The organism is Rhodococcus sp. 2H158 (genome assembly GCF_053764755.1).
In genome coordinates this window covers 99,078-117,801 of record NZ_JBSNCE010000021.1, presented here as the reverse complement: position 1 = coordinate 117,801, position 18,724 = coordinate 99,078, and the positions used below count along the sequence as shown (strand labels likewise).

Genomic DNA, 18,724 nt, shown 5'->3' with positions numbered 1-18,724 from the left:
TGTGGTCTCCCCCCCCCCCCCCCCCCCCCACCCCGGAGCGCCGAACCACCCGGCGCAGTCCCCTTCGCCCCGATCACCGTTCCTCCCCGTCGATGGAGTAGATCCCTATGCTCGAAGCCTCGCTTGCCGGCCAACTGAAGTCCCTCCTCGAGCGGCTGACCCTGCCGATCGAGCTCGTGTCCTCCCTCGACGACGGACCCAAGTCCGCCGAACTCGCCGAACTGCTCGCCGAGATCGCGGCGATGTCGGACAAGGTCACCTACGAGCGTCGCGACGACGACGCGCGTCGCCCGTCCTTCGCGGTGCGCCGCGTCGGCACCGACATCGAGGTCCGCTTCGCCGGCATCCCGCTGGGCCACGAGTTCACCTCGCTCGCGCTTGCTCTGCTCCAGGTCGGCGGTTACCCGTCGAAGGAGTCCGAGGAGCTGCAGCAGCAGGTTCGAGATCTGGACGGCGAGCTGCACTTCGAGACCTACTTCTCGTTGTCCTGCCAGAACTGCCCCGACGTCGTGCAGGCCCTGAACCTGATGTGCGTGCTCAACCCGCGCATCAAGCACGTCGCGATCGACGGCGCCCTGTTCCAGGACGAGGTCGACGGACGTCAGGTGATGGCCGTGCCGACGGTGTACCTCAACGGCGAGCTGTTCGACTCGGGCCGCATGAGCCTCGAGCAGATCATCGGCAAGCTCGACACCGGCGCCGCGGATCGGGCGGCGGCCGCGATCGACGAGAAGGACCCGTTCGACGTGCTCGTCGTCGGCGGCGGTCCGGCCGGTGCCGCAGCCGCGATCTACGCCGCCCGCAAGGGCATTCGCACCGGTGTCGTCGCCGAGCGCTTCGGCGGCCAGGTGCTCGACACGATGGCGATCGAGAATTTCGTCTCCGTGCCCTACACCGAAGGCCCCAAGCTCGGCGCCGCACTCGACAACCACGTCCGCCAGTACGACGTCGACATCATGAACGTGCAGCGTGCGGCGAAGCTCGTGCCTGCGACCGAGGGCGGCCTCGTCGAGGTCGAACTCGAGAGCGGCGCCTCCCTGCTCGCCCGCAGCGTGATCCTGTCCACGGGTGCACGGTGGCGTTCGATGAACGTGCCCGGCGAGACCGAGTACCGGAACAAGGGCGTGACCTACTGCCCGCACTGCGACGGACCGCTGTTCAAGGGCAAGCGCGTCGCCGTGATCGGCGGGGGCAACTCCGGCGTCGAGGCCGCGATCGATCTCGCCGGCGTCGTCGCGCACGTCACGCTCATCGAGTTCGACTCGGTGCTGCGCGCCGACGAGGTGCTGCAGCGCAAGCTGCGCAGCCTGCCGAACGTCGACATCGTCGTCAGTGCGCTGACCACCGAGGTCCTCGGCGACGGTCAGAAGGTCACCGGCCTGACCTACCAGGACCGCACCACCGGGACCGCGCACACGCTCGAACTCGAGGGCATCTTCGTCCAGATCGGCCTGCTGCCCAACACCGAGTGGCTCGCCGGGACGGTCGAGCTGTCGCCGCGCGGCGAGATCGTCGTCGACGACCGCGGCCAGACCTCGGTGCCCGGCGTGTTCGCCGCCGGCGACTGCACCACGGTGCCGTACAAGCAGATCATCATCGCCGCCGGTGCCGGAGCGACGGCAGCGCTCGGCGCGTTCGACCATCTCATCCGCACCAGCGCCCCGGCCGAGGACTCGGTCGCCGCGGTCGTCCGATAGTTCGTCCCTCGTGAACCTGCGTGATCTCGAGTACCTGGCCGCGGTGGCGCATCACCGCCACTTCGGCCGGGCGGCGGAGGCCTGCTACGTCAGTCAGCCGACGCTGTCGACCCAGATCCGCAAGCTCGAACAGGAACTCGGCGTCGAACTCGTCGAGCGGAGCCCGCGTCAGATCACCCTGACCGACGCGGGCCGGCAGATCGTGGAGCGGGCCCGGATCATTCTGAGCGAGACCGCGAACATTCGCGAGATCGCCCGGCAGTCCTCCGACCCGGAGTCGGGCACGCTCCGCATCGGCCTGTTCCCGACCCTCGCCCCGTACCTGCTCCCCCATGTCGTACCGAAGGTGCGGGTGAGGTTCCCCGACCTCGAACTGCTGTTGATCGAGGAGAAGACCGAGGACCTCCTCGAGCGGCTCCGCGGCGGCGACCTCGACGTCGCCGTGCTGGCGCTCCCGGTCAACGACGAACACCTGCACCAGGAGTACCTGTTCTCCGAGGACTTCGTGCTCGCCGTCCCGGCCACGCACCCGCTGGCCGCCACGGCCGAACCTGCCCCCATGTCGGTGATCGCGGACGAGAGCCTTCTGTTGCTCGAGGACGGTCACTGCCTGCGGGACCAAGCCCTCGAGGTGTGCCGGCTGACCGGAGCCGCCGAACGCAACGGCTTCCGGGCGACGAGCCTGGAGACCCTGCGTCAGATGGTGATCGCCGGGGTCGGGGTGACACTGTTGCCCCGCCTGGCCGTCACCACCCCGGTCACCCAGCCGCCGGACATCCGGCTGCTGCGTTTCGAAGATCCCGTCCCGCATCGCCGCATCGGCATGTTCTGGCGCAAGAGCAGCGGCTTCCGCGACTTCCTGCCTCAGCTCGCCGAGATGTTCCGCCAGCTCCCCGCCGGTCTGGTCGACACGACACCGCCCTCCTGAGCCGACACCCCGAGGCGACGGCCGGGTCGCCGCACGCACGCCGGCATCGACGGAGGTGGTCATAATCGCAGGACACCGGCTGAGGAAGGACCGCATGAACGTCGACATCCCCCACGATCTGCGGACCCGGCGCCGCCTGGACACCCACCAGGAGATCCACCGGGCCGCCCTCGAGTTGTTCGAGGAACAGGGCGTCCGCGAGACCACCGTGCAGCAGATCTCCGACCGGGTCGGCATCTCGGCCCGCACCTTCTTCCGGTACTTCACCTCCAAGGAGCAGGCCGCCCTGCCCGGACAGCGCCGCCTGCTCCTGGTGATCGACGCGCTGGAGGTCTCCGGCCCGGATCCCGCCGCCGTCCTGAGAAGCGTCGAGGCCGCCGCGGAGGCGGTGATGAGCCGGGAGACCGACCCCGACCTGGAGGAACACCGGCGCGTCGCGCGCCTGCTGGCGAAAGAGCCCGACCTGCAGGCGCTCGCCGCGTCGCAGGAGCAGGTCCTCACGTCCCGCCTCCGGGCCCGCCTCACCGAACAGCTCCCACACTACGACCCGGCGACGATCCTGCTGGTCGCCGAGACGGCCGTGGCCGTGTGGCGCACGAGCTGGGAGCGTTGGGGCGAACTCGCCCTCGAGGGAGAGGCCGCGGAACCGGTGGAGGTCTACCGCCGCTGCCGCGAGGAGTTGCGGCGCATCGTCGGCTGAGACGGCACTCGCACTGCCCGAGCCGCGATCGGCCGTCCGTCCGCGGTGTGGTCGGCATCCACGCGCGTGCGGCCCGCCCCGGCCGTTCCGGGCCGCGGCCGCGTACTGCAGGATGGGCGGGTGCCCGAACCCACCCGCCTCGTCGCCGACGTCGACACCGGCATCGACGATGCACTCGCCCTGCTCTACCTGCTGGCGAGTCCGGACGCGGAGATCGTCGCGGTGCTCTCCACCGCGGGGAACGTGCCCGTGCAGCAGGTCACCACGAACAACCTGGCGTGGCTGCAGGTGTGCGGCCGGCCGGACATCGAGGTCGCCGTCGGATCGGAGGCCCCGCTCGTCGCGCCGCTGATGACCACCGAGGACACGCACGGCCCGCGCGGCGTCGGTTACGCCGACCTGCCCGCTCCCGGACGCGGCCCGTCGGGCCGCAGCGCCGCCGAGGCATGGGTGGAGCTGACCCGCGACCACCCCGGCGAACTCGTCGGGCTCGTCACCGGTCCGCTCACCAATCTCGCACTGGCCATCCGGCTCGACCCGGAACTCCCCCACCGGTTGCGTCGTCTGGTCGTGATGGGCGGGGCGTTCAACTACCCGGGCAACACCACACCCACCTCCGAGTGGAACGTCGCGGTGGACCCCGAGGCCGCGAAGGCGGTGTTCGACGCGTTCTCCGCGGTGGCTCCCGACCGCCGGCCGATCGTGTGCTCCCTCGACACCACCGAGTCCATCGCGATGCGACCCGAACACCTGCGACGGCTTGCCGAGACCGCGGGAAGCGTTCCGGCCGAAATCCTCTCGCCGGACGATCCGCGCGGACTTCGCTCGGAGGCGTCCAACCCGGTCGTGCGGTACCTGTCCGACGCGCTGCGCTTCTACATGGAATTCCACCGCGATCAGGATCAGGGTTTCCTGGCACACGTCCACGATCCGTTCGCGGCGGCGGTCGCCCTGGGAACGGTGCCCTTCACCACCCGTCCGGCGACAATCGACGTCGAACTCGACGGCCGGCTCACCCGCGGCACCACCGTCGCCGACTGGTCCGGCATGTGGGGCCGGCAACCGAACGCCGAGATCGTCGTCGCCACCGACCCGCCGCTGTTCTTCGACCACCTCGTCGAGCGGGTCGGGACGCACATCGCCGCGCTGTCCCGGACGCACGTCTGACCGAACGCCTGTGGCCGAATGTCACACCGGTTCGATCTGATCGAACCGGTGTGACATTCGGCCACAAGGGGTTTCGCGGAGGCGGGTCAGGCGCGTGCCAGCACCTTCTCTTCCGGCTCGGCGGCGACGGCCGGCTTCGGCTCGGCGACCGGACCGTGGCCGTCGTCGACCATGGTCTCCTCGTCGAACGGGATGCGGCCGGCGAGGACGTCGCGGACGCGGCCGCGGTCGACGGTGCCGGTCCACGTTCCCACCAGCAGGGTGGCGACGGCGTTGCCGGAGAAGTTGGTGACCGCGCGCGCCTCGGACATGAACCGGTCGATGCCGACGATGAGGCCGACGCCGTCGAGCAGCTCCGGACGGTGGCTCTGCAGGCCGCCGGCGAGCGTTGCCAGGCCCGCGCCGCTCACTCCGGCCGCGCCCTTCGACGCGACGATCATGAACACCAGCAGGGAGAGCTGCTCGGCCAGGGACAGCGGCGAACCGAGCGCATCGGCGATGAACAGGGAGGCCATCGTCAGGTAGATGGCGGTGCCGTCCAGGTTGAACGAGTAGCCGGTGGGGACCACGACGCCGACGGTGGTGCGCTCGACACCGACGTGCTCCATCTTCGCGATGAGCCGGGGCAGCGCGGACTCGGACGAGGACGTCGCGAAGATCAGCAGGTACTCGCGGGCCAGGTACTTGACCAGCTTGAAGATCGACACCCCGGCCACCATGCGCAGCAGGGAGCCCAGCACACCGAACACGAACAGCACGCAGGTGAGGTAGAACCCGATCATGAGGGTGCCGAGCTGGACGACCGCGCCGAGACCGGTCTGCCCGACCACGTTGGCGATGGCGCCGAAGGCACCGATCGGAGCGAGCCACAGGATCATCGACAGGATCTTGAACACGAGCTTCTGCACGTAGCCGATGCCCCGCAGGACCGGCTCGCCGGTCTTCCCGAGGGCCTGCAGCGCGAAGCCGACCAGCAGTGCGACGAACAGGGTCTGCAGCACGCTGCCCTCGGTCAGCGCCGACAGCAGCGACGTGGGGATGATCGACGCGATGAAGTCCATGGTCCCGCCCGCGGCGTGGGCCTTGTCGGCCAGCGCGGCACCGGTGCCGGCGGCCTCCGGAGAGAGGTTCAGGCCGCTGCCCGGATCGAGCAGGTTACCCACCCCCAGGCCGATACCGAGCGCGACGGTGGACATGCCGAGGAAGTACACCATCGCCAGGCCGCCGACCTTGCCGACGCTGGCGGCGGCCCGCACCGAGCCGATGCCGAGGACGATCGTGCAGAAGATGACCGGGCTGATCATCATCTTGATGAGATCGACGAACATCGTGCCGAGGACGCCGAACGACTTGGCGACGTCCGGGGCGAGCCAGCCGACGAGGACGCCGGCCACCACCGCCACGATGACACCGACGTAGAGCCAGTGCGTCCGGTCTCTGCGCTTGGCCGGCGACTTGGCACCGGGTGCCCGGGAGTCTGTGGACGTGCTCATGGCGGATCCTCTCGGATGGGACGTTTCGGGGGACTTCGTGATCGCGGTCACGTTCCTGATAGAAATGGTGGTAGCGCAGCCTCACCCGGTGAAGATTGCGTTCATTTCGTTCAGGTGATGTCGCGCTCACGAGGCGGACCCACCGGCATCCGGAAGGAGTACGTCCGTGCCGCCGACCGCGCACCGGCCGTCGATGAGCGTGGCACGTCAGCTGCTGGTGCTGCAGCTGGCTGTGCTCGCCCTGGTCATCGCCGCAGGCACCGTCCTCGTCGGGATCGACGAGCGCCGCGACAGCGACGACGCCACCCGCCGCACCGTCCTCGCCATCGCCGAATCCCTGGCCGGGTCCGACTCGACGGCCGCGGCGCTACGTACGCCGGACCCGACTGCGGTGCTGCAACCGCGCACCGAACGGATCCGGGAGGCGACGGGCACCGACTTCATCGTGGTGATGGCGCCGGACCGGACCCGGTACACCCACACCGACCCCGCGATGATCGGTCTGCCGTTCAGCGGCAACATCGAACCGGCCCTCGCCGGCACCGCGTTCACCGAGACCTACGCCGGCTCGCTCGGCCCGTCCATCCGGGCGGTGGCGCCGATCCTCGACGACGAACGCGTCGTCGGCCTGGTCGCCGTCGGCGTGACCCGCGCGAAGGTCGCCGACCAGTTCGCCCGCGGGCTGCCCGCCCTCCTGGGCCTGTCGGCCGCGGCCCTGGCCTTCGCGGCCGCCGGCGCCGTGCTCGTCAGCCGGCGCCTGCGCCGCCAGACCCTCGGACTCGCACCGGACGAGCTGCGCCGGCTCTACGAGCACCACGACGCGGTCCTCCACGCGATCGGCGAGGGCCTGATCGTGCTCGGCACCGACGAGCCCGCACGCGTGGAGGTCGTCAACGACGAGGCGCGGCGCCTGCTCGGCCTCGGCGACGGCCCGGTCACGACGGAGGACCTGCCCGAGGCGCTGCGGGTGGCCGGCTCGGACCCGGACGCCCGCGGCGACGTTCTTCTCACCGAGGACCGCGTCCTGGTCGTCGACCGCAGCCCGGTGCAGTGGGAGGGCCGACGGATCGCCACGGTGATGACGTTGCGGGATCGCACCGAATTGCGGAGGGTGCTGGGCGAACTGGACTCGGTGCGCGGCTTCGCCGACGCGCTGCGCGCACAGGCGCACGAGTCGGCGAATCGGCTGCACACCATCGTCACGATGGTCGAACTGGGACGCCCCGAGGAGGCGGTCGCGTTCGCGACGGAGGAGCTGCGCCTGTCGCAGCAGCTCATCGACCGGCTCACCGCGTCGGTGCAGGAACCCGCGCTGGTCGCCCTGCTGCTGGGGAAGATCAACGACGCCGCCGAGCGCGGCGTGGAGCTGACCGTCACCGACGACACCGCGCTGGGCGCGACGCCGCTCGGCACCCGGGACCTGGTGACGCTCGTCGGCAACCTGGTGGACAACGCCATCGACGCCGCGCGAGCCGTCGACGAACCCTGGGTGGAAGTGACGATACGGCAGGATGATTCGAACATGATCGTCGAGGTGGCGGACAGCGGGCCCGGGATGTCGCCGGAAACCCTCGCCCGTGCCATGGCGCGGGGCTACTCCACGAAGGCGGACCACCACGGCCTGGGCCTGGCCCTCGTCGCGCAGGTGGTGGCGCGGCACCGCGGCACCCTGCGGACCGAACCGTCGCTGGGTTCGATGGTCGTCGCAGAGATCCCCCTGCAGGCCGAGCACGCAGGCGGCACACGATGATTCGCGTCCTCGTCGTGGAGGACGAGCCCCGCATCGCCGATGCCCACCGCGCCTACGTCGATCGGCTGCCGCAGTTCACGGTGGTCGCCGTCGCCAACACCGGGCAGGCCGCGCTGCGCGCCGTCGCCGACGCCGCGCGGACCGCCGAGCCGGTGGATCTGGTGTTGCTGGACATCGGCCTGCCCGACATGAGTGGCCTCGACGTGGCTGCAGCGATGAGCGGGATCCGCCCGAGTCCGGACATCATCGCCGTCACCTCCGCCCGCGACCTCGAGGTCGTCCGCACCGCCGTCGCCCGGGGCATCGTGCTGTATCTGCTCAAGCCGTTCACCTTCGCGGCCCTGAGCGACAAGCTCGACCACTACCTGGCCTACCGCAACGCGCTCGGCGCCGCGGGCACGGCCACCGGCCAACACGACATCGACCGGGCGATGGCTGCGCTGCGGACCTCCGATCCGCGCGTCGCGTCCCCGAAAGGCGTTGCGCCGCAGACCCTCGATGCGGTGGCCCGGTGTCTGCGGGACGCGTCGCGCCCGCTGACGGCCGCCGAGGTGGGCAGCGCGGTGGGCGTGTCGCGGGTGACGGCGTGGCGGTATCTGGAGCGCCTGGCCGACGACGGCGTCGCCTCCCGGCACACCGAGTACGGCCGCGCCGGCCGTCCGCAGATCCGCTACGCCCCGCGCTGAGCGGTGGCACGCGGTGGCCGTTGTGGCCGTTGTGGCCGTTGTGGCCGTTGTGGCCGTTGTGGCCGTTGTGGCCGTTGTGGCCGTTGTGGCCGTTGTGGCCGTTGTGGCCGTTGTGGCCGTTGTGGCCGAATGTCACACCGTGTCGATTACATCGAACGCATGTGACATTCGGCCCCAGCGGTTCTCAGCCGCGGTACGCCCCGGAGGTCTCGAGCACCCACGCGAACTCGAAGGCCACCTCGCGCCACTTCTCGTACCGGCCGGACACGCCGCCGTGGCCGGCGCTCATCTCCGTCTTGAGCAGCAACGGGGCGTCACCGGTCTTGGTGGCGCGCAGCTTGGCCACCCACTTGGCAGGTTCGACGTAGAGCACCCGGGTGTCGTTGAGGCTGGTGATCGCGAGGATCGCCGGGTAGTCCTTCGCCTCGACGTTCTCGTACGGGCTGTACGAGCGCATGTACTCGTACACCTCGGGGTTGTCGAGGGGGTTGCCCCACTCGTCCCACTCGATCACCGTCAGCGGCAGCGACGGGTCGAGGATCGACGTGAGCGGGTCGACGAACGGCACGTTCGCGAGGATCCCGGCGAACAGCTCCGGCGCCAGGTTCGCCACCGCGCCCATCAACAGGCCGCCCGCGCTGCCGCCGTCGGCGACGAGCCGGTCCGGGCCGGTGACACCGGCGTCGATCAGGTGCCGTGCGCAGGCGACGAAGTCGGTGAAGGTGTTCTTCTTCGCCAGCGTCTTGCCGTTCTCGTACCAGTGCCGGCCCATCTCGCCGCCGCCCCGCACGTGCGCCACCGCGAAGACCATGCCCCGGTCGAGGAGCGACAGCCGCGCCACCGAGAAACCGGGGTCGATGCTGGCCTCGTACGACCCGTAACCGTAGAGCAGCGCCGGCGAGTTCTCGGGCGTGCCCTTGCGGGTCACGATCGACAGCGGGATGCGGGTGCCGTCCTCGGCCACCGCCCAGTCCCGGCGCTGCTCGTAGTTCGACGGGTCGAAGTCGCCGAGCACCGGCTGGGCCTTGCGCAGCAACAGCTCTCCCGAGTCCACGACGTAGTCGTAGACCCGGCTGGGGGTGATGAACGACGTGAAGCCGAGCCGCAGCATCGGCTGGTGCCATTCCGGGTTCGCACCCGGGCCGACGGCGAAGAGTTCCTCGTCGAACTCGAGTTCGGTCAGCTCGCCGTAGCCGTCGGCGGTCAGCGGCCACACCGCGAGCCGGGTCAGCGCCTCCCGCCGATACCCGAGAACGAGGTGCCCGGCGAACGCGTCGACGTCCTCGAGACGCACGTCGTGCCGGTGCCCGATGAGAGTGCGCAGCGCCGACGGATCGTCCACGGGCGCTTCGGCGAGGACGAAGTTCTCCGCCTTCTCGCGAGTGCTCTCCCCCGTCGCGTCGTTCACCACCTCGACGACGTCGTTGTGCATGACCAGGAACCGGTCCTCGCCGCCGATGACGGCATGCTCGGCGCCGTACTCGACGCCCTCGCGGCGCGGCAACAGCACCCGAAATTCGCCGGTGGGATCCGCGGATTCGAGCACCCAGCCCTCGGTGGTGATCTTGGATCCCACCCAGATCATCAGGTACTTCTCGCTGCGGGTGGTACCCACCGACACCCAGTACCGCTCGTCGGGCTCGTGGAAGACCTTGACGTCCTCGGTGTGGGACGTGCCGAGACGGTGCCGCCACACGGTGTCCGGCCGCCACGACTCGTCCACCGTGAGGTAGAAGATGTGGCTGTGGTCGATCGCCCACGTCGCGCCGGGCGCGGTCCCGGGGATCTCGTCGGCGAGCAGCTCGCCGGTGCCGAGGTTCTTGAACCGCAGCGTGTAGCGCTCGTCGCCGACGACGTCGACCGAGTACGCGAGCAGCGTCCCGTCGTGGCTGATCGAGAACGCGCCGAGGGAGAAGAACTCGTGCCCGGCCGCCTCGACGTTGCCGTCGAGCAGCACCTGCTCGCCCGGCAGTTCCACACCCGGCGCCAGCTCCGGCGGATTCCAGTCGTCGGGGTCGGCGATCGGGCAGCGGCACTGGATGCTGTACTGCTTGCCCTCGACGGTACGGGCGTAGTACCACCAGTCGCCCATGCGGGTGGGCACCGACATGTCGGTTTCCTGCGTGCGGGACTTGATCTCCTCGAAGATCCGCTCCCGCAGCGGCGCCAGGTGCGCGGTCTGCTTCTCGGTCCACGCGTTCTCGGCCTCGAGATGGGCGATGACCTCGGGATTCTCCTTGTCGCGGAGCCACTCGTACTCGTCGACGAAGGTGTGTCCGTGATGGACCCGCTCGGACGGGACCCGCTTGGCGATCGGCGGGGTCATGCGCTCGGCCCCAACCAGTCGGCGAACGACAGGCCCGAGATCCGTTCGTAGGCTTCGATGTAGCGCTCACGGGTGGCGTCGACGATGTGCTGCGGCAGCGGCGGCGGCGGCGTGTCGGACGCACGGTCCCAGCCGGACTCGGGGCCCGTCAGCCAGTTGCGCACGAACTGCTTGTCGAAGCTGGGCTGCACCTTGCCGGGCTCGTAGCCCTCGGCGGGCCAGTAGCGTGACGAATCGGGGGTGAGCACTTCGTCGGCGAGGATGAGGTTGCCGGCGTCGTCGAGGCCGAACTCGAACTTCGTGTCGGCGAGCAGGATGCCCTTGTCCGCCGCGTACATCGAGGCACGGCCGTAGATGTCGAGGGTGTCCTCGCGCAGCTTCACGGCGAGATCCACGCCGACCTTGTCGGCGACCTCCTCGAAGGTGATGTTCTCGTCGTGGTCGCCGAGTTCGGCCTTGCTCGCCGGGGTGAAGATCGGATCCGGCAGCTGACTGGCCTCCACGAGGCCCTCGGGCAGCGGGACGCCGCACACCGCGCCGGTCTTCCGGTAGTCGAGCAAACCCGACCCGGTGAGGAAGCCGCGGGCAACGCACTCGATCGGCACCATCTTCAGCCGTTTGACGACGAGGGCGCGGCCGAGGACCTCGGCGGGGATGCGTTCGTCGTCGGGCTCCCCGGCGAGGTGGTGGTTCACCTCGAGCAGGTTGAAGAAGAACACGCTCATCGCGGTGAGCACCCGGCCCTTGTCGGGGATCGGGGTGTCGAGCACGTGGTCGTATGCCGAGATCCGGTCGCTGGCCACGAGGAGCAGGTGCTCGTCGTCTATGACATACAGGTCCCGGACCTTGCCGCCGGCGAGGTGGGGGTAGGACTGGAGTGATGGACGCACGCTGCCACCCTAGTGCGCCGCGCCGACCTGCACCGCACCCCCGTCCGATCGCCGGATCGTTCACTATGACAATGATCGTGACCGGAACCCCACCCCGAACAGGAGCGTGATGTCGGCCGCACCCCGGATCGACGTGGGTCTGCGCTCGGAACGCGGACCGATTCTCGCGGCTCTGATGCTCGCCACCGCGCTCGTCGCACTCGAGAGCACCATCCTGGCCACCGCCGTCCCGACCATCGTCGCGGACCTCGGCGGCTTCACGCAGTTCCCGTGGCTGTTCTCGAGCTACCTGCTCACGCAGGCCGTGCTCGTGCCGGTGTACGGCAAGGTGTCGGACGTGTACGGGCGCAAACCCGTGCTGGTGTTCGGCATCGCGCTGTTCGCGCTGGGCTCGGCGCTGTGCGCACTGGCGTGGAGCATGCCGGCACTGATCGCCTTCCGCGCAGTGCAGGGTCTCGGTGCGGGGGCCGTGCTGCCGATGGCGCAGACCATCGCCGGCGACATCTACACCGTCGCCGAGCGCGCAAAGGCGCAGGGTTACCTCGCGAGCGTGTGGGGCATGTCGGCGATCGTCGGCCCCGCCGTCGGCGGCGTGTTCTCCGACTATGTGTCGTGGCGGTGGATCTTCTGGGTCAACCTGCCGCTGTGTGCGCTGGCCGCGGGGGTGCTGCTGCGGGCGTTCACCGAGCCACGGCCCCCGGGCGCCCGACGGCGGGTGGACCTGGCCGGCGCCGCGACGCTCGCCGCGGGTTCGGGTCTGCTGATCCTGGGCCCGCTCGAGGGCGGGCAGGCGTGGGCGTGGGCGTCGGCGCCGAGCGCCGGGGTGTTCGCGGCCGGCGCGACGCTGTTGCTGCTGTTCGTGTGGGTCGAGCGGCGCGCGCCGGAGCCGATCCTGCCGCCGTGGGTGTTCGCCCGTCGTGTGGTGGTGACCAGCAGCGCGGTCGCCGCCCTCGTCGGCGCCGTGGTGCTGGGGCTGACCTCCTACGTGCCCGCGTTCGTGCAGGGGTCGCTGGGCACCACGGCACTGGTCGCGGGATTCACCCTGTCGACGATGACGATCGGTTGGCCGCTCGCGGCGGCTCGTTCCGGCTGGTTCTACCTGCGGATCGGGTTCCGCAACACCGCGATGATCGGGTCCGTGCCGGTGCTGGCCGGCACCGGTCTGCTGACGCTGCTCGACGAGCAATCGCCGGTGTGGCACGTCGCGGTGTGCTGCGTGCTGGTCGGTCTCGGGATGGGCCTGATCGCGAGCCCGGCGCTGATCTCGGCGCAGTCGAGCGTGACGTGGGCCGAGCGGGGCGTGGTGACGGGGGCGTATTCGTTCGCCCGATCGATCGGCAGCGCGGTCGGGGTCGCGGTGTTCGGCGCGCTGGCAAACTCGGCGCTGGCCGCGCACGGGGGCGCCGGGTCGGGCCCCCTGGAGCCGGAGCGGCTCGCCGACGCGGTGGCTCCGGTGTTCGTCGCCCTGTTCGTGGCCGCGGTGGGCCTGGCCGTGACGGCCACGACGATGCCGAACCGGCCCGCCGAACCACCCGGAACCCCGTAGATTGGAAAGGCTGACCTAAGGTGTGGGTCATGTCGAACGAAGACGGGCTGCTGCCCAGCGTCATCGAAGTCGCGAAGGTCGAGGACATCACCCCCCGCATGCGCCGCGTCACGTTCGCCGGCCGCGGGGTCGAGGTCTACGCGAGCGACCCGACCCGCGTCCCCAACATCAAGCTGATCTTCCCGCGGGAGAACGGCGACCTCGACCTGCCGGTCAACACCGGCGGCCGTCGCCTCGAGTGGCCCGATCCCACGCTCAAGGCGCAGGTCCGCACCTACACCGTGCGGCGGCTCGATCCCGCGGCCTCCGAGATGGACATCGACTTCGTCCGGCACGGCGACGAAGGACTGGCCGGCGCCTGGGTCGAGCGGGCCCGTCCCGGCGACCGCATCGCGGCAGCCGGCGGCGGCGGGATCGTCGCGCCCCCGGCCGACTGGTACCTGATCGTCGGCGACGAGACGGCGCTGCCCGCGATCGGCCGCATGCTCGAACGCCTACCCGAGGGCGCCCGCGGGACCGCCGTCGTCGAGGTCGCCGACGAGGGTGAACAGCAGGATCTGCGCTCCCCTGCCGACATCGAGATCCGCTGGGTGCACCGCGACGGCGCGCCCGCGGGCACCACCACGCATCTGGCCGACGCGGCGACCGCCGTGCCGATCCCCGACGGCGAGTTGAAGCGGTTCGCGTGGGTCTCGGCCGAATCCGCGACTGTGCTGCGGATGCGCAGGTATCTGCGGAACGAGGCGGGCTTCGACCGCAGGTCCACCCTCGTCATCGGCTACTGGCGGCACGGCATGACCGAGACCGGGTACGGCCGCACCACGGATCACGACCGGGACTTCACCGAGCACGACGCTTGAGCCGGGCCGAGCGACGCGTGACGCGCGCCGCCTCGGGCCGAGCGAATGTATCGTCCATCTCCTCAGCGGTAGCGAGCGATACATTCGCTCGCCCCGCAGGAGGGTCAGGGCGACGCGTCGGACCCGTGGACCTGGTCGTGCAGGGCCTCCATCCGGACGTCGAGGTCGCGGGCGGTCGCGGCCGCTGCCCGGAGTTCGTCGAGCAGTTCGACGGGCACCGCCTTGTCGTACTTGTAGAAGATCTTGTGTTCGAGACTGGCCCAGAAGTCCATCGCTACGGTGCGGATCTGCAGTTCGACGAACACCGGCTGTACCCGGTCGGACATGAACACGGGGACCTCGACGATCGCGTGCAGGCTCCGGTACCCGTTGGGCTTCGGATGCGCGATGTAATCCTTGACCTCGACGACCCGGACGTCGCGCTGCCCGGTGATCACGTCGAAGATCCGATAGACGTCGGAGATGAAACTGCAGGTGATGCGGATGCCGGCGATGTCGTAGATGTTCTCGCGGATCGCGTCGAGGGTGAGCGGCAGGTCCTTGCGGACGGCCTTCTCGACGACCGATTCCGGAGTCTTCAGCCGCGACTTGACATGCTCGATCGGGTTGTGGTCGTGGGCGAAGCCGAACTCCTCCCGGAGGATGTTGATCTTGGTCATCATCTCGTCGATGCCGAACTTGTAGACCATCAGGACGCGGCGGAACTCCCGTTGGAGCGCGATCTGCGGTGGGTCCAGGTTGAGCTGCGCCGGCTCGATTCGTGGTTGCCTCAGCTGCACGTCGTCAGCGCCGTCCACCGTTTCCGTCACCGTCTGTCTCCTCATCGCCTTCCCGATCGAGTCTGCCAGGTCGGTCGAGGGTGCGGCCCAGCGCCGACTCGGGGCCGCGGTGACGAGTGCGAGGGCGGCACGCAGCGACCGCGCCGGAGCGGCACGGTCGCTGCGCATCCTCAGCCGGGATGGACGGGCGCAGTCGTCACCACGGCAGCGGCACCCACTGGTCGAACAGCCAGAACCCGTGACCCTGCGGCCCGGGCTGCTGATGCTGCGGGGCCGGCTGGTGCTGCGGCGCCGGCTGCTGCTGATGAACTGGGGAGGAACCGGGTGCGGCGCTCGCGACGCCGGCGCCGACGCCCACTGCGGCCAACGCGATCGTCCCGGTCGCCGCGACCTTACCCAGCTTCGTGTTCAGAACCTTCACGACTTCGCAGTCCTCTCGTCGGGGGGCGGGGTGGTTCCCCGCCCGTTGGAGGACTCCACACTGACGCGCGCAGCTGGCAGCAGCCTTGTGAAAGCCTGCCGTTCGGCTCCGAATTCGGGATGCGCCCGCGGTGACCACCGCGGGCGCTCCGAAAGTCCGTCACGACGGATCGGCTCCGGTGCGGCTCAGCATGTCGTATCCCCCTCCGGCACAGCGAGATCGACGAGGTAACGCGCGACGGGCAGGTCGACGCACCACTGGCCGCTCAGCACCACGCCGTGCTGAGTCCCGCGGTACGTGACGAGCACCGCGTCCAGTTGCTTCGCCAGGTCCACACCCGCCTGATACGGCGTCGCCGGATCTTCGGTGGTGGAGACGACGACGATCGGGGGCAGGCCGTCGACCTCCACGGCGTGCCGATCTCCCGTCGGCGGCACGGGCCAGAAGGCGCACGCACCGAGCGGCGCGTTGCCGGTGCCACGGCCGTCGTCGAGGAACGGGGCCGCCTGCCGGGACCGGGTGTCGAGTTCACCGGCCACGGCAGGGTCGGTCACGGCGGCGTCGTCGACGCACCGCACCGCCGCCATCGCCTCGGAAGAGTTCGAGTACGAGCCGTCGGCGAACCGGCCCTCGTACATGTCGGCCAGCACCAGCAGTGTGTCGCCCCGGCCCTGCACCAGTTCGGCGAGCCCGTCCCGCAGGTACTCCCAGCCCTCCGGGGAGTACAGGGTCGCGATGACGCCGGTGATCGCGTTCGGGTAGCTCAGCCCCCGCGGATCCTCCGTCGCGGCCGGCCGATCGATCAGAGGATCGACCAGCGAGCGGAACCGCGCGACTGCGGCCGCGGGATCGGTGCCGAAGGGGCAGTCCTCGCGGGTCGCGCACTCCGTGACGAACGCGTCGAATGCCTGCTGGAAACCGGCGGCCTGCCGCACCGCCTCCTCGACCGGGTCCTGCTGAGGATCGAGCGCCCCATCGAGCACCATCGCCCGCACGTTGCCGGGAAACGCCTCCGCGTAGGCCGAACCGAGCCGGGTTCCGTAGGAGTAGCCGAGGTAGTTCAGCTTCGGGTCGCCGAGAGCGGCCCGGATGACGTCCATGTCCCGCACCACGTCGCGGGTGCCCACGTGTGCCAGCACGTCTGTGCCCGTGCGTTCGGCGCAGCGCGCCGCGTACTCCCGGCTGTTCTGCTCCGCCCGGGCGATCCCCTCGGGGGTCATGTCCACCACGGGGTCCTGCCGCCACGCATCGGTCTCCTCGGGCGTCAGGCAGTCGATCTGCGGGGTCGACGCACCGATGCCCCGCGGGTCGAATCCGACGACGTCGAACCGCTCGGCGAGCTCGGTGCCGGCGCCGACGACGGCCATCCCGAGGCCGGACGCTCCCGGTCCACCCGGGTTGACGAGCAGTGACCCGACCTTCTCCCCCGTCGCCCGCGATCGGGACAGGGCGATCTGCGCGGTATCGCCCTGGGGGTTCTCGTAGTCCATCGGCACGGTCACCCGCGCGCACTCGAGACCGACACCGGCCAGGTCCGATCCGTCAGTGCTGTAGCCGTCGCACGAGCCCCACTGGAGCTGCTGGGCGTAGAAGGGCTCGAGGCCCGGCGGGATCTCCCCCGCCGCCGAGGCGAAGCCGGCCGCGCCGACCGGAGACGTGAACCCGCCCACGATCAGTGCCGTCGCCGCTCCCGTTGCGGTCACGAACCGCAGGACCCGGTCCCGGGTCCTGCGCTCTCCACTCGCCGCCATGAATCGACCTGCCCTCCAGTGGTACTCGATCGGAGAGAGGCAAATCCCTCCTCGGACCACTACAGGGTCGGTGCCGGCGGCGACCGGCACCACCACCCCGAGGGTGTCGATGGACAACCCCTCGGGACGGCGCTCCACCGTCCTCGCCGAGCGCGTCGTCGCTCGGGCATCGCCGCGCTCCGGCCGCCCGTGCGGCTAGTCGGGCCGTTCGGCGATGCGCTTGATCGCTTCGAGCCGGCGGTCCCACTGCCGTCCGATCGATTCCAGCTCGCCGGCCAGTTCGCCGAGCCGGGCACCGACCGCCCGGTAGCGGATCTCCCGTCCGACCCGAACCGACTCCACGAGCCCGGCGTCAGCCAGCACGGTCAGGTGCTTGGCGATCGCCTGACGACTGACCGGCAGCCGCCCCGCGAGCGCACTGGCGGACAGGTCCTCGGCGCCGATCGCGGCGAGGATGTTCCAGCGGGTCTCGTCGGCCAGTACCGCGAGCACCGCTGGAACGCCCTTCGGCACATCGTTCACCGGGATTCCAGGAACTCCACCAGATCGCCGAGTTCGGCGCGCCAGCCGTCGACATTGCCGTCGTGGGCCGTCTGCGGGTCGACGAGTTCCTCGAAGCCGGTCTCCACCATGGTCAACCGGGTGCCGCCGCCGATCTCGGCCAGGTCGAACCGCACGACCGTGGAGTTGCCCGGTACCGGGTCCACGTTCGCATCGCGTGCCCAGCGGTAGATCAGTGTCTTCGGCTCGTCCACGTGTTCGACCAGTACCCGGAAGGGACCGGCGTCGTGGCCCGTCCAGCCGAACGTGCCGGTACCGCCGGGCGATGCGTCGAATTCGATTCTGTCGCCGAACCATTGCGCGATCAGTTCGGGTTCGGTCAGGGCGGACCACACCTTGGTGGCCGGTGCCGCGATGTCGATGGTGCGGGTGATGTCGAGCGGGGCCATGATCGCCTCCAGTCCGGGTAGGGGTTGTGCAACTCCAGGGTTGCACCTTTCGCCCTCGACTGCAACCCCCCAGTTGCAGAAAATTGGTCGTCGCGACGGCGACTCGCCTCTCATCGCGTCCGGTCGACGACCAGCATCTGGACGGCACCGAACTGCGGGACGATCCGGCCGATCAGGGCCGCCGCCGGCTCGAACCGGTGCCCGAACCGCGGATGCGCCGCGGTGAACAACCGGCCCCGTACCCGGGCCCGCCCGTGTCGACCGCTCAGACGGCGCAGCTCTCGCCGGGCAACAAAGCGGCCGGCCGAGTACGGCGCTCGGCGGGTGGGCCGATCGAGCCACCCCCAAGGGCTGGTCGGGTTCAGGGTGAGTGCGACGATGCGCCCGCCCGGACGAGTGATGCGGGCCATCTCGGCCAGCACCGCCGCGGCGTCGGTGAACTCGAGGGTCGCGACGGTGACGGCCGCGTCGACAACGGCATCCGGCACCGGCAGGCGGGCGGCGTCGGCGCGTACGACCCGGCCGGGGGCCCGGCCGGCCGCGACGGAAAGCATTCCCGCCGACAGCTCCACCCCGAGCACACGGGCACCGCGGTGGGCAAGATGGCACACGAGCCGACCTGTCCCGCAGCCGATCTCGACCACGGTGCGGCCGGCCATCTCCGGCAGGGCCGCATCGATCGCGGCGCGCTCCACGGTCCGGGCGTGGGCGCCCCACGGGGTGGCGAACCAGGTGTCGTAGTCGCGGGCCCGCGCCGCCTCGCTCGTCATTCGTCGTGCG

The 18,724-nt window shown here is 70.3% G+C and carries 17 protein-coding genes; 8 read left to right on the top strand and 9 right to left on the bottom strand.

Features of this window, described 5'->3' with window-relative positions:
* Positions 1 to 107 precede the first annotated feature (107 nt).
* The 4 genes from ahpF (at position 108) to ACWPOB_RS20425 (ending at position 4,492) form a co-directional block, all read left to right on the top strand.
* Positions 108 to 1,697 carry an alkyl hydroperoxide reductase subunit F gene (ahpF, locus tag ACWPOB_RS20440; protein ID WP_455401914.1) on the top strand — a complete coding sequence of 530 codons (1,590 nt, stop codon included), beginning with the start codon at positions 108 to 110 and terminating at the stop codon, positions 1,695 to 1,697.
* A 10-nt stretch (positions 1,698 to 1,707) separates the two neighbouring features.
* Complete coding sequence (locus ACWPOB_RS20435; protein ID WP_455401913.1) at positions 1,708 to 2,625, top strand: LysR substrate-binding domain-containing protein; 918 nt, start codon at positions 1,708 to 1,710, stop codon at positions 2,623 to 2,625.
* Between the two features lie 94 nt (positions 2,626 to 2,719).
* A complete protein-coding gene (locus ACWPOB_RS20430) occupies positions 2,720 to 3,325 on the top strand; it encodes a TetR family transcriptional regulator (RefSeq protein ID WP_100055449.1) in 606 nt (201 codons plus the stop codon).
* 120 nt (positions 3,326 to 3,445) lie between these two features.
* On the top strand, positions 3,446 to 4,492 hold the full coding sequence (locus ACWPOB_RS20425; RefSeq protein WP_100055450.1) for a nucleoside hydrolase: 1,047 nt from the start codon (positions 3,446 to 3,448) through the stop codon (positions 4,490 to 4,492).
* Positions 4,493 to 4,578: 86 nt separating this feature from the next.
* On the opposite strand, the gene ACWPOB_RS20420 is transcribed toward ACWPOB_RS20425, so the two are convergent.
* Positions 4,579 to 5,985, bottom strand: coding sequence for a cation:dicarboxylate symporter family transporter (locus tag ACWPOB_RS20420; protein WP_100055451.1), 1,407 nt, complete (start codon positions 5,983 to 5,985; stop codon positions 4,579 to 4,581).
* Positions 5,986 to 6,178: 193 nt separating this feature from the next.
* Here ACWPOB_RS20420 and ACWPOB_RS20415 point away from each other — a divergent pair, with 193 nt between their 5' ends.
* The gene (locus ACWPOB_RS20415) at positions 6,179 to 7,735 is read left to right on the top strand and encodes a sensor histidine kinase (RefSeq protein ID WP_455401917.1); all 1,557 of its coding nucleotides are present in this window, start codon (positions 6,179 to 6,181) and stop codon (positions 7,733 to 7,735) included.
* Complete coding sequence (locus ACWPOB_RS20410; protein WP_455401912.1) at positions 7,732 to 8,421, top strand: response regulator; 690 nt, start codon at positions 7,732 to 7,734, stop codon at positions 8,419 to 8,421. Before ACWPOB_RS20415 ends, ACWPOB_RS20410 begins: the two co-directional genes overlap by 4 nt.
* 184 nt (positions 8,422 to 8,605) lie before the next feature.
* Here ACWPOB_RS20410 and ACWPOB_RS20405 read toward each other — a convergent pair whose 3' ends face one another.
* Positions 8,606 to 10,747, bottom strand: coding sequence for a S9 family peptidase (locus ACWPOB_RS20405; RefSeq protein WP_455401911.1), 2,142 nt, complete (start codon positions 10,745 to 10,747; stop codon positions 8,606 to 8,608).
* Positions 10,744 to 11,637: a phosphoribosylaminoimidazolesuccinocarboxamide synthase gene (locus ACWPOB_RS20400; RefSeq protein ID WP_100058117.1), complete on the bottom strand. Its 894-nt coding sequence runs from the start codon at positions 11,635 to 11,637 to the stop codon at positions 10,744 to 10,746. Before ACWPOB_RS20400 ends, ACWPOB_RS20405 begins: the two co-directional genes overlap by 4 nt.
* A 109-nt stretch (positions 11,638 to 11,746) precedes the next feature.
* Between ACWPOB_RS20400 and ACWPOB_RS20395 the strand changes: the two genes are divergently transcribed.
* Both ACWPOB_RS20395 and ACWPOB_RS20390 read left to right on the top strand, forming a co-directional pair.
* Positions 11,747 to 13,183: an MFS transporter gene (locus ACWPOB_RS20395; RefSeq protein WP_455401910.1), complete on the top strand. Its 1,437-nt coding sequence runs from the start codon at positions 11,747 to 11,749 to the stop codon at positions 13,181 to 13,183.
* A gap of 29 nt (positions 13,184 to 13,212) precedes the next feature.
* On the top strand, positions 13,213 to 14,043 hold the full coding sequence (locus ACWPOB_RS20390) for a siderophore-interacting protein (RefSeq protein ID WP_100056476.1): 831 nt from the start codon (positions 13,213 to 13,215) through the stop codon (positions 14,041 to 14,043).
* 104 nt (positions 14,044 to 14,147) lie between these two features.
* Here ACWPOB_RS20390 and ACWPOB_RS20385 read toward each other — a convergent pair whose 3' ends face one another.
* The 6 genes from ACWPOB_RS20385 to ACWPOB_RS20360 form a co-directional block, all read right to left on the bottom strand.
* Positions 14,148 to 14,840 carry a GTP pyrophosphokinase gene (locus ACWPOB_RS20385; RefSeq protein WP_100056478.1) on the bottom strand — a complete coding sequence of 231 codons (693 nt, stop codon included), beginning with the start codon at positions 14,838 to 14,840 and terminating at the stop codon, positions 14,148 to 14,150.
* Positions 14,841 to 15,018: 178 nt separating this feature from the next.
* Positions 15,019 to 15,243 carry a hypothetical protein gene (locus tag ACWPOB_RS20380; RefSeq protein ID WP_455401909.1) on the bottom strand — a complete coding sequence of 75 codons (225 nt, stop codon included), beginning with the start codon at positions 15,241 to 15,243 and terminating at the stop codon, positions 15,019 to 15,021.
* A gap of 185 nt (positions 15,244 to 15,428) precedes the next feature.
* A complete protein-coding gene (locus ACWPOB_RS20375; protein ID WP_455401908.1) occupies positions 15,429 to 16,994 on the bottom strand; it encodes an alpha/beta hydrolase in 1,566 nt (521 codons plus the stop codon).
* Positions 16,995 to 17,189: 195 nt separating this feature from the next.
* On the bottom strand, positions 17,190 to 17,516 hold the full coding sequence (locus ACWPOB_RS20370; protein ID WP_100056474.1) for an ArsR/SmtB family transcription factor: 327 nt from the start codon (positions 17,514 to 17,516) through the stop codon (positions 17,190 to 17,192).
* On the bottom strand, positions 17,513 to 17,944 hold the full coding sequence (locus tag ACWPOB_RS20365; protein ID WP_100056473.1) for an SRPBCC domain-containing protein: 432 nt from the start codon (positions 17,942 to 17,944) through the stop codon (positions 17,513 to 17,515). The genes ACWPOB_RS20370 and ACWPOB_RS20365 overlap by 4 nt, the downstream gene beginning before the upstream one ends.
* A gap of 110 nt (positions 17,945 to 18,054) precedes the next feature.
* Complete coding sequence (locus tag ACWPOB_RS20360) at positions 18,055 to 18,714, bottom strand: class I SAM-dependent methyltransferase (protein WP_100056472.1); 660 nt, start codon at positions 18,712 to 18,714, stop codon at positions 18,055 to 18,057.
* Positions 18,715 to 18,724: the final 10 nt, after the last annotated feature.